Source organism: Leptolyngbya sp. PCC 6406 (genome assembly GCF_000332095.2).
In the GTDB taxonomy this organism is placed as follows: Bacteria; Cyanobacteriota; Cyanobacteriia; order Phormidesmidales; family Phormidesmidaceae; genus PCC-6406.
In genome coordinates this window covers 3,309,630-3,325,790 of the sequence record NZ_KI913949.1, presented here as the reverse complement: position 1 = coordinate 3,325,790, position 16,161 = coordinate 3,309,630, and the positions used below count along the sequence as shown (strand labels likewise).

Below are 16,161 nucleotides of genomic sequence, written 5' to 3'. Positions count from 1 at the left end.
AAAGTCGCGACATAGCCCCTATCCGGAAATCTTCCCAATTCCTCACCAGGCCCTATCCAAATCCCCTGTTTTGGATAAAGCCTGGTGAGGAATTGGATAAAGCCTGACTGCTGTCGCCACTGCTAACGGGGCGTGAAGATAATGGAAAAATGGATGCCTGAATCCTGCAAAGAATTACCATCCCGCTCTACCGGAGAGAGGGACATTCCCCAGTCTAGGCGGGCGCGCAGATAATCCCCCTGGGACCAGATAAAGCCCAAGCCCACACTACCTAGGGTGTCTATTTCCAAGGGATCCTGATCTCCTAAAAGCCAGCCGCCCCCCACATCTACAAAGGGCACCACCTGAAACAGTCCCTCCAGCTCAGGCACCCGCAGCAGCGGAATCTGTAACTCCGCTGAAGCTGACCAACCGCTATCCGTCACCAAGGCATTTTGCCGAAAGCCCCGCACGGTAGACACGCCCCCTGTACTGACCCGTTCTGTGGGCGGCAGGGGACGATCCGCCAATTGCAGATTGCCCCGCACCAACAGTAACAAATCTGGCCCCAGCAACCTGGCCCATTGAGCTCGCCCCTGCCATTTCCAAAATCGACTGTCGGGGGGCTCCTCATTCACCGTTGCCCCTAGAGCATCTAACCCCAGGCTAAATTCCGATTGCAGCGCAATTACCTGGGCTTCCCCCCGTTGGAGCCACTCTTGGCCAAAGCGAAAGGCGGTAATGCGGGTAAATCCTTCTAGGTCAGCTCCCGATGTAGGGAAGGGAATACCGCCGAGAAACGTACTTTGGGTTGCGGTATGGGACAGGGTCAAACTCAGGGCAAATTCATCGGCAGGCGTTTGAAAGAGGGGTTGTCGCAACGTCACGTTGCTGTATTGGGATTCCGAAATCAAATCCAACAGGGAGAAAATTTCAGTGATGATGCGATTGCTGGTCTGCCCGACATTGACCCGGAGGGTCGTGTCGTAGGGACTCAGGGGCACTTCGTAAGCAATGTCCCAGTCTTCACTGCCCTGGGTGCGCCCATAGTTGAGTTGAAGGCGATCGCCCAGTCCCAGTAGATTACCCTGGGTAAACTGTGCCCCCTGACGGATCTCCCCCGAAGCCAGAGAGCGACTATTGTCATAGGAAAATTGGAATCGGTCGCTATCGGCCTGGGTGGCTGTGACCTGCAATCGGCTGGTGCCAGTGCGACTGCCAGTGCTGATGTCCGTGGCAATTTGATCAATTAGGGGATTGATCTGGAGCAACTGTACCCCCTCTACAAGCTGATTCAAGTTCAGGGGGACGCCTCCCGCCAGTTCCAGTCTTGAACCGATATAGCCTGGATCTAAGGGATTCAGACCCGTAATCTCTAACCAGCGGGTGCCGATGTTGGGGCCAAGCCACGTGCGCCACAGTTCCGTTTGGGGATCTAGTCTGCTACCGGATACTAGGGTTCTCTCAGGAATGGGGATGGATTGGGCATTACTGGGGGAGCCTTCTAGGTTCGCTAGGGCAGCGTAGGGAGTCGTATTCACATTCTGGGTCAGCCCCACGGTAAGACCCTGGGGGCTCCCGAGGCGTTCTGCCCGACTTTCTGCTGCCAAGATATCCAGATCTACTGCCGTTAGGTCCGTATCTGCGATCGCGTTAGCATCTGCGATCGCAGATGAATCCGGCTGTCCGATGGGCTGCCAAGGCAGGGGCTCAGGAGCGCGGAAACTATCAGGTAACCGCTGCACCGTCAGGCTTGGGGTCCGGGTCACCAGCGTTACCGTAGTGTCCTCTAAACGCCCTTCAATAATTTGAATCACCGGACGGCCTGACCTAGCCGTAGACTCCAGCACCACCGCCCCAGAGCTGATATAACCCGCATCTAAATAGAGCTGGGTGATGGCATCCCCCGCCTGAACCAACTCCGCTAGGGAGAGGGTCCGAGCCACGGGAACCCGGATGTCCGGATTAGCAGCATCCGTCCCTGGCGGTCCCAGGGCAATACTGCTGGGGTCGATACCCACAGCAGTCAGAGCGGCAGTCGCCAGTTCCCCCTGACTAAACACCGTATTGCCGATGATTTGGAACTGCTCCACAAAGACCCCCTCCGCCACCGGAGCAGCCGGAGGCGTTTCCTCAGGAACCGAGGGAGGTGGGACCGGAATCTCGGGCTGAGTAGGTAGAGGGCCAGGTTGAACCTCAAGAGGGGGAGAACTGGGGGGTAGGGTTGGTGGCGGCACCGTCGAAGGCGGCACCGGAGGGGGAGATACTGCCGGCCCTGGAGATACGGGGGAAGCCGGAGGAACTGAGCCATCCGGAGCATCCGGGGAACCTGGGACAGGTGGCGGTGTAGTCGGGGCGGGGGGCTGAGGGCGAGCTGGCTGGCGGGGTTGGGGGGCGGGGGCACCACTGGCTAAGGGCGGCAGCGGTCCCGTTACACTTCCTGGCAACGATGGTCCCGGCACTGATGCGATGGGGGGCTGGGCCAGTCCCCCATCGGGGAAGCGCGGCCCAGCGGGCAACCAAGTGCTGGGAGGCAGGGTGGCGAGGCGATCACCAATTCCCGGTGTCAAGGCATTAATGTCGGCCTCCGGCAGCGGGGAATAGCCCTGGGCAGGAGATTGAGGGGTAGTCAGAGTCCGTAAATCGGGCAGAGGAGACGCCGCTAGAGGTTGGGCTTGCTGTTGAGAGCGCGGCGTTGTTCCCAAGGATGGACTAGCCCCAGCCCCAGAGAAAGGGGTTGGGGCATCATGGGCTGGGGCTGCTGCCTCAGAGCCCGCTACTGTAGGATCGGATTCAGGGACGGGTCCGGTAGCAGATTCGATCCCAGACTCGGGACTGGATTCACCCTCCAGAAATGAGGTCTCTGGAAACCCTGAGACAGCACGAGGATGCCGGGATGCCTCTCGGTAGGGAATAATGGGGGCTCCCGTCCTGAGAGCACGATCCTCAGAGTCTGGGGGTAAATAGGCTGCATCCCAGCGAAAGACTGGATCCGCCGCCAGCATCCCATAGGCCAAGGCCGCCGCCGTTCCTGCCAGCCACGACCAACCTCGAGGAGCTAGAAGTTTGAGGGATCTTGCCGACATGGTTCTAATCCCGATCTTGGATGCTTGCTATCTAAATGCTTGACTTCTAATACCTTGAACCCCATCACCTAGTGCCCTTGGCCCAATCATACTCTAGGACTTAGCCCAAGGACTCAGAGAACCTCTGAGCATGCCCACCGTAAATTCATAAGCGGGTGGGGGGAATCGAACCCCCATCATTAGCTTGGAAGGCTAAGGTTTTACCACTAAACTACACCCGCGAAGCGTTCACTAATGTAGCACAGCTTAGCCCCCTTCGAGCCCCTCAGAACCCTGCAACCCTGCACCCACAATCCGACAAGGGACTCGCAGGCAAATACCGTACCCGCAGATCCCCAATCTTGGCCACGCGGCGCTGCTAACGCGAGATGTTATGGTGGATGGGATCATCTTCGATATTAGTGGGGTTGCGTTGGCCAGAGGCCGGTCAAAGACCATGGCCAGAAACCGGTCAAAGCCTATCGCACCTTTAGCCTCAGCCCCAGTTCCTATCCGTCCTCCATATTCTCCCTATCGTCAATGCCTTCCTTTCCCCTGGGCCATTGCCCTAGCAGGGCTCAGGGTATTGACCTGCCCTAGAGCCTATGGATGCACCCCTTGAAATTACGCTCCAGATTGTTCTAGCGGTTCTGGCAGGCATTACGGCCCAGGTCGTCGGTGAATTTCTTAAGGTGCCCAGCATCATATTTTTGCTGCTGTTTGGCATTGCCATCGGCCCTGACGGCCTAGCTTGGCTAGCTCCCCAATCCCTAGGCGTGGGGCTAGAGGTGCTAGTCTCCCTCAGCGTTGCCATTATTTTATTTGAGGGGGGTCTGAGCCTAGAACTCAAGGAACTAGGGCAAGTCTCCAATAGCCTTCGCAACCTGGTCACCACAGGCGTCTTTATCACCCTACTGGGGGGCGGCATGGCGGCCCACTGGCTAGGGGAATTTCCCTGGTCTCTGGCCTTTCTCTACGCCTCTCTGGTGGTGGTAACTGGGCCAACCGTTATCAACCCCCTGCTGCGACAGGTCAAGGTCGATCGCAAGGTGGCCACCATCTTAGAAGGAGAAGGGGTCTTAGTTGATCCGGTGGGGGCCATTCTGGCGGTGGTCGTGCTCGACATTACCCTCAGCGGCGACACTGACCCCCTATACATTCTCAGCGGACTAGCGGTGCGTCTGGGCATCGGAGCCCTGATTGGGGTTGTCGGTGGGGGACTGCTGGGGATCTTTCTCAAACGGACCCCTTTTCTGTCAGAAGACTTGCGAAACCTGGTCGTTTTGGCGGGTCTGTGGGGCTTGTGGGGACTGGCCCAAACCGTACGCAGTGAGTCGGGGTTGATGACCACCGTGATTGCAGGGCTGGTGGTGCGGGCCTTGTCCGTCCCCGATGAGCGACTATTGCGGCGGTTTAAGGGGCAGCTCACGATTTTGGCGGTGTCGGTACTGTTCATCTTACTGGCGGCGGATCTATCCATTGCCAGTGTGTTTGCCCTGGGGCCAGGGGCGGTGCTGACGGTGCTGGTACTGATGGTGGCGGTGCGCCCTCTGAATATCATGCTTTGCACCGCTGCTAGTGATCTCAATTGGCGACAAAAGCTCTTTCTAAGCTGGATCGCCCCTCGGGGGATTGTTTCAGCATCCGTGGCCTCCCTCTTTGCGATTTTGCTGACGGAACGGGGGATTAGCGGTGGCGAGGCTATTAAGGCTCTCGTTTTTTTGACCATCATCATGACAGTGATGCTTCAGGGATTAACGGCGGGGGGCGTGGCCAACTTGCTAAAGGTGACCAATCAGCGCGAGAGCAGTGGGGTCGTCATTGTGGGCTGCAATCCCCTAAGTCTGCTGATTGCCCGCATGTTTAACGAGGAAGGGGAGTCGGTAATGTTGATTGACACCAAACCCGAAGCTGCTCGATTGGCGGAGCCAGAAAATCTGCCGTTGCTGGTGGAAAGTGCTCTTGATAATGACGTGCTGGAGAAGGCGGGGCTGTCTTCAGCGGGGACGTTCCTGGCCATAACTAACAACGGGGAGGTGAATGCAGTCATGGCGCAACAGGCTCAGGAGGAGTTTCAACCCCCTCGCGTGGTGGCTGTCTTTCCTGAGGAAGATGTGGAGGAAGTGCCTGCGGGTAATAAAAAACCTAAATCTAATAACACCAAGAAGTCTACTCCGGTGCAAAAGGTCACCAGTCAGAAGGTGCCGGTGTCTACAGTGCCCCTGAAAACCTGGAATACTTATCTGAAAGAGGGAGCAGTCCGATTGGGGGAAACCCGATTACGGGAAAAGGGGGGGCTGCTTCAGCGCGCCCATCTGCGTGCTTTGATGCGCAGCGGCGAACTCATTCCCCTCGTGATCAAGCGGGAGGAGGGACTCCGGGTGGCTCTGGTGGAGGAGGATTGGCAGTCGGGCGATCGCGTGGTTTATCTGCTCCACGATCCGAAGCCGAAGCTGCTCCAGCGCCTCTCGGGGGGAAGTCGGCCTACTCGACTGATGGTGGAGACTCTGCCTACAGTGGAGGAGGTGCCTTTGCCGATGCGGGTGGTGGAACCGAAGCGGCCTGCTATGGAAGCCGATGGGAATTCTGCCGACGCCAGTGAGACGAGTTCTGCTGGGGCTGAGAACCCTGGGAATAATGTCAATAATGGCGCGATCGCACAGGATACCCAGGACCATCCGACTACCGCCATCGACGCTGTCCCTGGGGATAGCGTCGATGGAGAATAGGCGCGTAGACTTTTTGGCCAACGCCATGGTCGGGGAGTAAAGTCTAGCTGTTGAATCAGGCTCTACTCCCCCTGGGTAGATTACGCGACAAAAGCTACGGAGCGGTGGGTCATGATTTCCCGTCGTCCCGTGCCCCGAGAACCGCGATCGCGGTAGCTCCCCCGACTAATCAGGATTTCCGTTGGATCATCGATCTGGGACTCTGATACGGGATTGGTGACGGCCAGAGGGCGAGGGGTAAGACCGATCGCAGTGACGATCATCCCGGTCACGATTAAATAACTGAAGCTGGAAGGTGAGCGCATAGTGGTTTTCCCATTGCTGCTCCACCCTTCCAGGAAAAATTCGGCTATCCGGATTGACCTGCTGGATCAGCTCCAGTTACCGCTCTGAACCCAAGTTAGAATCAGGCACCAAAGATTAATCCGTTGATCGCACGCAAGATTCGGCGTTTGGCCACGAGATTCCACATATGAGGACTCTGAAAGACTCCCCGTGTAAATACCTGTAGCGTGATGAACCAATGCTGGCGCGTTGAAGCTTGTTGAAAGGCTCGATAAAATAGATAGCTGTAGAAATCCTCAAAACTAGATTGACGTAGGACTCCAACTCGGTCAGGTGTCTGTTTTAATGCTTTTTTCAACACTGATACTCCTGATCGCTCCATTCTCAACACACGATTAGATAGAGAATTTGCCACCATTCGATACAGCACATGGACCTTAGGCACACAGACAAAAGGATATTTTTCTGCTAGACGCAAATAAAAATCCCAGTCTTCGGCAGGTACAACAGTTGGATCAAATTCTCCCACTATCTCTACCGCATCTCTTCGCACCATAATATTAGAACCATTTTCTATAAAACAGCGTTGGAACAAGGCTTCATACACATCCCCTGTAAAATTGGGGTGCCAACCATGGTGTAGAAATTTCCCGGTTTCATCAATATAGTCATTCCAACTGTAGGCAACCGCCGCCTCTGGATGATTATTCAGGGTCGCCCATTGCTCTGTTAATTTCTCAGGAGTCCACAGATCATCGGAGTCCAGAAAAGTCAGAAATCTACCGCTAGATTTTTGAATACCACGATTTCTACTGACTGCCACACCTCCATTCGGAAAAGTGAACACTGCTAGCCGGGGATCTTGAATGTGGGAGAGCACTTCTAAGGTGCCATCCGTCGAGCCATCATTAATGACTAAAATTTCAAAGTCCGAAAACGTTTGAGAAAGAACAGAGTGAACCGTTTCTACGATCGTTTTTTCTGCATTAAATGTTGGAATAATGACTGATATTTCAGGCATAGCTATTTTTCTCAATAGGATGAATGAGCGGTTAATTTTCAATCGCCGGAGATGCCCTTACAACGACCAAAGATAGCATTCAGTCGATCGTAATCCTCAGCAGATAGGGAAGGCTTGAGGAGGGACTTTATATTACTTTCTAAATGTGAAAATTGACTTGTACCAAAGAGCACTGAGTGAATACCGGGCTCGTGACGGACATAGCGGTAGGCCGCATCCGTAAGACTGGTTGCCCCTCCATCGTGAAAGAGGAACTCTAGAGATACATCCTTGGGCAGAATACTCGGATCCCACTGCTCCGATCCATAAAAATTCTCCAGGGTTCGCTTCAGATTTTCAGAGTTGATTAAAGCACGGCGCACTGCAAACATAGCTAACACCCCGATGTTTTTCTCCTGGGCCGTTACCAATACTTGTGTCCGTGCAGACTGGTTTAAGAAGTTAAAGCCCAACATCATTACGTCCCAACAATCATCTTGAACAGCGCGAGTTAACATTTGATGATGGGTGTCTTTAGAAAAGGCTTCAGTAATGCCAATAAAACGAATCTTTCCCGCTTCTTGCGCAGATATCAGAACTGGAAGTAATACAGTCAGGACATAGTCATACTGGTGGCATTCCACACCATGAAAATGAAGGATATCAATATAGTCAGTCCCTAAGCGGTGCAAGCTCTTATCAATGCCATGAGCCAACTTTTCGGGACTCATGAGTCCTTCTTTTATTGTGACAGGATACTTCGTTGATAGAATTATTTTTTCTCGGAGATATCCTTTGATAGCTCTGCCAATAATTGCTTCTGTTCCATAAACTTTAGCGGTGTCCAGAAGATTAATGCCACAGTCTAGGGCATGGTGAATCAGACGGATGGCATGACGATCGCTCTGGCCTTTTTTCAATCCTAGTTGGCTAGATCCTCCGCTCCCCAACCCCATCACACTAACCTTTAAGCCTGTGCGCCCTAGGGTCACGTATTGCATGTCTACCATCGGAGGTTGACGATACAGGGTTGCATAAGCGATGTCATCTGCTAGGTTGCGACCCCGTTTAAGTGCTGATTTTGCATTTCGTTGAATTTTTTGAATGACCACAAAAAACTGACCTCTAAATTGAGTGCGAAGCTAAGAGACCATTGCCAGGGAATCGCTATTACCAGATTCACGATCGCCCTCAAGGATCGGATCCCTATCAGAGTCACTGTTTTCAGGAGGAACGCGGTTTTGATACTCGACCAAAACGGGACGTAGTTCGGTCAAAATTTGGCGCAGATGAGCCTTTTTTACGCGAAAGTTCCGCACGGCTTTCAGGGGATGGCGTTCTAAATACCAGTAGAGATTTTTCTCTAGCTCAAAGAAGGCCCGATCAATCTGTGCCCCTACAGTTTCTTCTGGCAGAAATAGGGCATGGTGTGTACAGGGGGCAGGCATCATCGTTTGAACGTGATAATGTCCCCTTCCTTTTCCATAGAAATCAAACTTGAGTACTTGTTCATGTTCAATAAAAAGCGCTAAGGCTGGCCCGCGCCCTAAGCCATATACTTTCCAGTACACCTCAAAGTAGGCGTTGTCTGCGACCTCAAAGTGTACTACGTCCTTGCGAGTTTTCCTGCCAGCAGAAGTACGCCGTTTCTTTTCAAAATAGTAGTGATATTGAAATGGAATGAGAGATTTTATGGCTGTTTTTAACTGATAAAACATGACCTTTATTTTTCCCTTACGAGAAGGTTTTGGCATCAGCTTTGTCAAGATAATCTACGACAATTTTGGCATTCATTTCCTTGAAAGTAGTAGCTAATTGATCCTTGTCTATTTCCGAAAACCACTTATCACTTAGAGCCCAGTCAGGAATTAATGATACAACCTTGACCATGCGAGCATTCAGAAGTCTAATCAAGTAAAGATTTCTACACTGTGCTACTGATATCCCAAGTCTCCCATGAAATAGCCAGTTCAGACATCTGAGAAGCTTAAGAAATTTAATTGGAGGACTAACGTTGAGTCGAGGGTTCCTTATTTTTAAATCAAGGTGGCTCATATCCATCCCAATTTTTTTAAAGAACCCATTAATCAGAGTTGTGTTAGATGTATCAGATTTATAAGTGTCAATCACTATGCTATTGTGACCGAAAACTTGGCTCCATGATTCTAACATTGAGAGGTAATCAACCCTACCACTTTGCTCCTCAAAGAACTTTATTGGAGACTTGAAATAGGCATTGCTTTTAATATTTTCTGAATATAGTGAGAGAAGAAAATCATCTGGTTTTCTTAAATAGATTATTGGCATCACTACAAACCCAGATAAATATTCCTTAAGAGTCAAAATATTTGCATGGTCAAAGAGAGAGAAATACTCCGAACTAATAATAATATTATGTGTAGAGGTAGGAATCGAACTCAGAAAGTCTTTCCATGTTGTCGTGAAATCTAAAGTCTCTCCAGTCTTCGCATATATCATTTGATCTCCATGCAGTATCGACCAAGCTAGAGGGTGATTTCCCAGCGTGTATTTAATCCTGCATTTTTGACAGTAGTAGTAACCCTTTTCAAGTATTATTTCTTGATTTTCTGATAGGACTTTTTGAATAGTTGTTGTACCTGTTTTGTGAGTTCCGATATGTAGATAGATCGTTTTCATGACTTAAATTCTTTATGCCCTAAAGATTCAGAACGCCCCAAAATAGTTCAAGAGCTTGGAAAGATCCTTTCCAAGCTCTTCCCCCCAAAAAACTAAGCCGAGTACTGGAATTGATGCGCCTGTTTATTCATATAGTGCCGCAGGATTTTCTTGACAGCATATTTGCCCTTGGCGGGCATAGATATTTTACTAGAGAGAAGAAGGGGCTTGAAAGAGATCTCATTACTGCCAAAAGCAAGGGCACGATGATCATGGACAAAGACACGGTAGTGCTTCAGCACTGGGGAATCTGGGCTGAGATCATATTTTTCTCGCATTTGCTGAACGCTGGTTTCGCACCAAGCGTCGCTCCAGCGCATGAAGAAATAGGGCAGATCTGACCAGACTAGGGTGAAAGGGGGTACATAGGTGACCACACTAGCGGGCTCCAAATAGACTGTACCTCCAGCATTCATAACCGATAGGCAAAAGTCGGTTTCTTCTGCCATGCTGAGGAGTTTTTCGTCTAGAGGGCCAATCTTATCGAAAATATCGCGGCGGGCAAATACACAGTGAAATTCTGTGAGCTGGGTGGGGCCTGCGGTCAAAGGTTCAGGGAGCTTTTTGAGAGGTAAGTGCATGTTGGGTCGGCGTTCGATCATCCAGCGCCGACCATCCTTAGTTTCGCGGAAGATAATTTCGCCTCCGGCTTGATGAATGGTGTCAAAAGCTTCTCCTTCTAGAGTAACTGGCGCGATCGCAGCAGCTCCAGTACGATCGCCACAGTTTACCAGTGCCTCTAGCCAACCCGATTTTACCAAAACATCGTTGTCAATAAAGACCAGATATTCCGTTTCCACATGGGGAATACCTATATTGCGTGCTTGGTTGGGAGACAAATATTGCTCTGTTCGAATCAGCTTAAAGCCATATTTCTGAGAAGCCGCCTGCAAATAATCCCGCACGGGGGCTGGAGAATTGCCGTCAATATAAATCAGCTCAAAGGGATATCTGGTATCGCGATAAATGCTTTCTAGAGAACGCTCAGTATAACTAAATCGTTCCCGAGGAACCACTACTAGAGTCACCTTTGCTTGAGACATAATCAACTTCTCCAAATAACTTGAAATGGAATTACAATGCTCGATCAACAAGTCGGAATCTTCTAAACTCAAAAAATAGAGCCTTTCAAACTGGCTTTCCCCGACCTTCTTTAGGCCACACCTCTCGTGGTATATCGAGTTTCTCGCCCCAACGTCTCCAGCAAGAACCATCGCAGCGCCGCCAAGGAGCCCAGAGGCGTGATGCGGATCGACCAGTAGAGAAATTCCCAAGCCTTTGCGGGTTCCGTCTTGAAACTGCGGCGAACCACGCCTAGGTGATAACGCGCTAGGACGAGATCGCGCACAGATCGAGAAACCGCCGTCAGATTACGGTGCTTCCGGAGGACGCGGGCGTGCCCTTCCAAAATACCTCTCTTGTCAGCAGTCGCGGCCTTAGGGTTACGCTGACGATAGCCATTGGTCACCTCCGACACATACTCAAAGCGCAGCCCAGCTTCGACGCACCGCAACCAATAGTCCAAGTCCTCTGCTTTCTGAAGTTTGGGATCAAAACCGCCGACTTGATTAGCTGCCGATCGCCTTATTACTACCCCAGATACTGGGATATAGCTGCGGTTAAACAGGCTATGGGGAAACTCGGTCCACTCTGAGGCTTGTGGACCATGAATACCAATCTCCCTATGGGTGTGATATTCAAAAAACACTGCTGGGGCGTAGGCAAAATCTGCCCCGGTCTGTTCTAACCGGGTTACCAGTTTCTCCAGGTGTTCCGGTTCCCAGGTGTCGTCGTGATCTAAAAGGGCAATGTATTGGCCCTGCGCAGCAGCTATAGCTGTATTGCGGGTCGCACTGACTCCTTGATTTTCAGGATGGCGGATATACCGTACTTTGCCCTCGCCCATGGCCTGCGCAAAGATTTGCACAATCGCCTCCGTACTGTCCTGGGTGCCGTCTTCTACCACAATCACCTGCCAGTGAGAATAGGTCTGCTCCTGTACTGATTGAAGAGCCTCACTAATCAGACCCGCAGCATTATGGGCCGGAATAATGATGTTTACCAGGGGAAGATTCATTGCCATCAAGAAGTAAGGGGAGCTAAGGCTAGGAAATGGCGATGGAGGATCCCATCATGTGAACCGTGGATGACGGAATCACGGGGCTGAGTCCTAGAACATCTATATATTTACGGATAGCAACTTCTGGGGTGAATTCTCGAATCCAGTCTTGGGGTACGGAGGGGCTATCTTCTTGAAGGGTGCTTGCGATCGCATCCCCCAAGGTCACCGCATCTCCGACAGGCACCAAGCGGCCATAGCGACCTTGTTTCAAAATCTCCGCAGGGCCACTGGGGCAGTCGGTGGATACAACTGGAACCCCAAGGGCAATTGCCTCGATCAACACCGTCGGTAATCCTTCCCAGGCAGAGGACAGGGCAAATACATCCGCCTTTTTCATGTAGGCATAGGGATTGCTGACAAATCCCGGCATCCACACATGATCTGCGATCGCGAACTCCTCCACAAGGCGCAGAATTTCGGCATGATCTCGCCCATCCCCTAGTAAAACCAGGCGGGCCGGTATCGTTTGCCGCAAGTGGGCAAAGGCCCGCACCAAGGTTGGAAAATCCTTCTGTCGCACAAAGCGCCCACTCCCAATCACAATCGGGAGATCCTTCTGCTGAAACCAAGGATGGGCAACTTCCGCCTCAGCTAGACGATAAATGTCTGGCGTCACCACCGAGTTGTAGACCACACGAGTTGGCTTACGTCGATGGGGGCTGAAGGTATCAAGGTCAGCGGCGACTCCCTGGGAAACCGCCACTACCTCATCCGCAAAGCGATATAGCGCCCTGACCGTCCAGGGGATCAACTTGGACGAGATCTGCTCCGTCAGACGGAACTCCTGAGACAGGTGGGTGTGCTCAGTCACGATGACCCGCGTTGGTACCTGTGCGAGTTGCTTTGCCAGCAAGGCAATTTCATTTAGGTAATGGGTGGCTGAGAGCAAGACCGGGGGACGATACTGCTTGAGATAGCGCACCAGCTTGAGTAAGCTGCCCGTTGACTGAAAACTGGTGGGTGGTCTCCAGCCTCTGCCCGCCGAAGCGGATTGGGTGTCTAAATTCACAACACGGACGTTGCTGTGCAGGGTTTCCAGGTATTCTCCCTCAGCCTGCATCAACACTAAATCAACTTTGAGGTTGCGCTCAGCCAAGCCATTCGCCAAGTTAGCGATGACGCGCTCGGCTCCACCACCGCGTAACCAACGAATAAAAAGTACTACGTCTGGGTTCCGATTCATTCTGGGAGCATTCCCGTGCGAATACTGATATCGACTCCGTCTCGATGCAGTCTGGCTTAACAGGAAGAGATGCTAAATCAGTGTAAGTACGCAAATTTCCGTGAGTCCACGGTCGATCTCATCAAACTTTGATGGAGTGACAGCAGGGAAATTGATAAAGTTCCTGAAAGAATGCTCTGGGGAAAGTATATTCTGTCGCAATCCGACCTGTTGCAACTGGGATTGTCTAGAGCCAGTTTCATGAGTCTCCTCAACAGGGCAAGATGGAGGAGCAGTTTGATTCAGCAGGGAACCCACCATGGGGGCAATCGAGAAACCTTCCCCGCAGCAGATGACCGTCACCCAGACCTTGCAGCCCCGAGGCGGGGGACTAGCGGGGCTGATCGTAGGGTTCACCTATCCCCTTCAGGCTGTGAGAATCTTGCAGCGCCATCCTTCCCTACGGCCCTATGTGATTGGCCCTGTGGTGGTGAATGTATTGCTGGGGATCACCCTGTACGCGGGCAGCGTGGGGTTGGGTCTTCGGTTAATTGCGAGTTGGATGACCCGACTTAGGGCCTGGGCGCAGCCCGCTTGGCTAGATGTGGGGTTACAAGTCCTAGCCCCGGTAATTCAGGGGGGGCTGGTGGTGCTGATGTTGGTGGTGACGGGGCTGCTGCTGTTGCAGTTTGGCGTGATTTTGGGCTCTCCCTTTTACGGTCAGCTTTCGGAAAAGCTAGAGTCTCTGAGGGCGGGGCAACCACCCCCTACGGAACCCTTTAGCTTGGCCTCGGTGCTGCGAGACGTGGGGCGGGCGATTCTGTTTGAACTCAAGAAGCTGTTGTTGCTGGTGGGTGTCGGGGTGCCCTTACTCGTGGCGAATCTGCTGCCCGGTGTGGGCACTGCGATCGCAACGGTAGGCGGCATTACCCTGGCGGTGACAATCCTGTGTCTGGATATGTTGGATGCACCCCTGGAACGGCGGCGGCTCCAGTTTCGCCACAAGCTGGGGATCATTTTCCGGAGCTTTCCCGCCAGTGCCGCCTTTGGGTTGGTGTGTCTGGGGTTGGTCAGCATTCCCCTGATGAACTTGCTGACAATTCCCCTCTGTGTGGCGGCGGGGACACTGTTTTTTTGCGATCGCATTCTTGTTGTCGGTCAGCCAGAGCCACCCTCCGGCACTCCTGAGCCCTTATCGCAAAAGTAAGGCAGGGCAGAAGGCAGAAGGCAGAAGGCAGAAGGCAGAAGGCAGAAGGCGCATCCCTGCATTGGGCGCGGCATCTCTGCGGTGCATTGCTTCGCGTTTCGCAAGCGACATAAAAGGTGAGCCACGCCTTAGCGTTATGCCCCTACGGGAAATTCAATTCAAAACTCAAAACTCAAAACTCAAAATTCCTGTCACCTGTCACCTGTCACCTCCCCATCACCACCCCACCCCATCACCCCATCACCCCATCACCCCCCCCCACCTAGTCCAGGCTAGACAAACTGACCTAAAATTTGCCCAGGTTAGCCATGTTCTGTGAGGATCTATGTTCAAACTGGTTGCGGTTCACTCCTTCCGGGGCGGCACGGGCAAATCCAACATCACCGCCAACTTGGCAACCCTGGTGGCCATGACTGGGCGGCGGGTGGGTATTGTGGACACCGACCTACAATCCCCCGGTATCCACATTCCCTTTGGCCTGGACCAGAGCACCATTGGCCATACGTTGAACAGTTATCTCTGGGGAGAATGCCTAATTGAAGAGGCCGTCTATGATCTCACCCCTGAGCCCGTGAAACAGCGACATGGGGCTATCTGCCTTGCCCCCGGCAGCTTCAAGACCGAAGAGATTACCCGCATCGTCAGTGAAGGCTATGACATCACCCAACTAAGCGACGGATTGAACAGCCTTGCAGACCGCCTGAACCTGGACTACGTTTTTATCGACACCCACCCCGGTGTCAACAGTGAAACCCTGCTGGCCATGGCCCTATCGGATATGTTGCTGATGATTCTGCGACCCGATGGCCAAGACTTTGAGGGTACTGCTGTGACGGTGGAAATTGCTCAGCAGCTCGGCATTCCTCGGCTGATGCTCGTCGTGAATAAGGTTTTGTCGGCTCTAGGGACTGATAATGTTCGGAGTTTGGTGGAAAAGACCTACTCGATCCCTGTGGCGGGGGTGCTGCCGATGTCGGAGGATATGATGCTGTTGGGTAGCCGAGAGCTGTTTTGTCTGCGCTATCCCAAACATCCCCTGACCCAGGAACTGGTAGCGATCGCACGTCAAGTGCTGGCATCATGACCCCCATCTCTGGCCTTACCTCTGGTTTGATCCAGGTCAGCTTTCCCTGTACGATGCGGTGATGCAAGTCTCGCATTTGTTCTATTCGTCCCTGGATCCCCGTGCGTAAGATAGTCATCGCTGGCAACTGGAAAATGTACAAAACCCAGAGTGAGGCTCTGGAGTTTTTGCAGGGCTTTACAAGTCAGCTTTCGGAAACTCCCGATGATCGGGAGATTGTGCTGTGTGTCCCCTTCACCGATCTCAGCGCCCTGTCTAAAAATCTCCACGGGGGCCGGGTAAAACTGGGAGCCCAAAATATCCACTGGGAAGACAGTGGGGCTTACACTGGGGAAATTTCCGGCAGCATGTTGACGGAGTTAGGCGTGCGCTATGTGGTCGTGGGTCACAGTGAACGGCGTCAGTATTTCGGCGAAACCGATGCGACGGTGAACCAACGCCTGTTGGCGGCCCAAGGCCACGGTTTGACCCCGATTCTCTGTGTGGGGGAAACCAAGCAGCAGCGAGATGCGGGGGAAACGGAGGCGGTGATCAAAGCCCAGCTCGACAAGGGCTTGGTAGCGGTGGATCAGGCCAATCTTGTGGTGGCCTATGAGCCGATCTGGGCTATTGGTACCGGGGACACCTGCGCCTCGGAGGAAGCCAACCGGGTTATTGGGGTGATTCGTCAGCAGTTGACCTACCCAGATGCCTCAATTCAGTACGGAGGCTCAGTTAAGCCCGGTAACATTGATGAGATTATGGCCCAGCCGGAAATTGACGGGGCTTTGGTCGGGGGTGCTAGTCTAGAGCCCGATAGTTTTGGCCGCATTGTCAACTACCTGGTATAGC

Annotated in this window: 13 protein-coding genes and 1 tRNA gene; 4 read left to right on the top strand and 10 right to left on the bottom strand. The window is 52.6% G+C overall.

All coding sequences use genetic code 11. The features are described 5' to 3' along the window. Window positions 1-122 precede the first annotated feature (122 nt). Complete coding sequence (locus LEP6406_RS34840) at window positions 123-3,065, bottom strand: ShlB/FhaC/HecB family hemolysin secretion/activation protein (protein ID WP_008317323.1); 2,943 nt, start codon at window positions 3,063-3,065, stop codon at window positions 123-125. A 150-nt stretch (window positions 3,066-3,215) separates the two neighbouring features. Then, window positions 3,216-3,286: transfer RNA gene (locus tag LEP6406_RS0214680), tRNA-Gly, on the bottom strand. Window positions 3,287-3,649: 363 nt separating this feature from the next. Between LEP6406_RS0214680 and LEP6406_RS0214675 the strand changes: the two genes are divergently transcribed. Further along, window positions 3,650-5,773 (top strand): cation:proton antiporter, encoded by a 2,124-nt coding sequence (locus tag LEP6406_RS0214675; protein WP_008317321.1) that lies wholly within the window; start codon window positions 3,650-3,652, stop codon window positions 5,771-5,773. Window positions 5,774-5,853: 80 nt separating this feature from the next. Here the strand turns inward: LEP6406_RS0214675 and LEP6406_RS0214670 are convergent, their stop codons facing one another. From LEP6406_RS0214670 to LEP6406_RS28235, 8 genes are all read right to left on the bottom strand, one after another. Then, window positions 5,854-6,078: a hypothetical protein gene (locus LEP6406_RS0214670; protein WP_008317317.1), complete on the bottom strand. Its 225-nt coding sequence runs from the start codon at window positions 6,076-6,078 to the stop codon at window positions 5,854-5,856. 101 nt (window positions 6,079-6,179) lie between these two features. Beyond that, window positions 6,180-7,079, bottom strand: coding sequence for a glycosyltransferase family 2 protein (locus LEP6406_RS28245; protein WP_008317316.1), 900 nt, complete (start codon window positions 7,077-7,079; stop codon window positions 6,180-6,182). Between the two features lie 38 nt (window positions 7,080-7,117). After that, complete coding sequence (locus LEP6406_RS0214660; RefSeq protein WP_008317313.1) at window positions 7,118-8,170, bottom strand: aldo/keto reductase; 1,053 nt, start codon at window positions 8,168-8,170, stop codon at window positions 7,118-7,120. 30 nt (window positions 8,171-8,200) lie between these two features. After that, window positions 8,201-8,812, bottom strand: a complete 612-nt coding sequence (locus LEP6406_RS0214655; protein WP_155834695.1) for a hypothetical protein — start codon at window positions 8,810-8,812, stop codon at window positions 8,201-8,203. Beyond that, window positions 8,793-9,716 carry a hypothetical protein gene (locus LEP6406_RS0214650; protein ID WP_027269144.1) on the bottom strand — a complete coding sequence of 308 codons (924 nt, stop codon included), beginning with the start codon at window positions 9,714-9,716 and terminating at the stop codon, window positions 8,793-8,795. The genes LEP6406_RS0214655 and LEP6406_RS0214650 overlap by 20 nt, the downstream gene beginning before the upstream one ends. A gap of 92 nt (window positions 9,717-9,808) precedes the next feature. Beyond that, on the bottom strand, window positions 9,809-10,798 hold the full coding sequence (locus LEP6406_RS28240) for a glycosyltransferase family 2 protein (protein WP_051463700.1): 990 nt from the start codon (window positions 10,796-10,798) through the stop codon (window positions 9,809-9,811). Window positions 10,799-10,908: 110 nt separating this feature from the next. Beyond that, complete coding sequence (locus LEP6406_RS0214640) at window positions 10,909-11,838, bottom strand: glycosyltransferase family 2 protein (protein WP_081748085.1); 930 nt, start codon at window positions 11,836-11,838, stop codon at window positions 10,909-10,911. A gap of 22 nt (window positions 11,839-11,860) precedes the next feature. Beyond that, a complete protein-coding gene (locus tag LEP6406_RS28235) occupies window positions 11,861-13,060 on the bottom strand; it encodes a glycosyltransferase (protein ID WP_008317306.1) in 1,200 nt (399 codons plus the stop codon). Window positions 13,061-13,358: 298 nt separating this feature from the next. Between LEP6406_RS28235 and LEP6406_RS0214630 the strand changes: the two genes are divergently transcribed. The 3 genes from LEP6406_RS0214630 to tpiA all read left to right on the top strand — a co-directional run bounded on the left by LEP6406_RS0214630 (window position 13,359) and on the right by tpiA (window position 16,160). Next, window positions 13,359-14,246 carry an EI24 domain-containing protein gene (locus LEP6406_RS0214630; RefSeq protein WP_008317305.1) on the top strand — a complete coding sequence of 296 codons (888 nt, stop codon included), beginning with the start codon at window positions 13,359-13,361 and terminating at the stop codon, window positions 14,244-14,246. Window positions 14,247-14,571: 325 nt separating this feature from the next. After that, the gene (locus LEP6406_RS0214620; RefSeq protein WP_008317304.1) at window positions 14,572-15,330 is read left to right on the top strand and encodes a MinD/ParA family ATP-binding protein; all 759 of its coding nucleotides are present in this window, start codon (window positions 14,572-14,574) and stop codon (window positions 15,328-15,330) included. Between the two features lie 101 nt (window positions 15,331-15,431). Then, window positions 15,432-16,160, top strand: coding sequence for a triose-phosphate isomerase (gene tpiA / locus LEP6406_RS0214615; protein ID WP_008317303.1), 729 nt, complete (start codon window positions 15,432-15,434; stop codon window positions 16,158-16,160). Window position 16,161 lies beyond the last annotated feature (1 nt).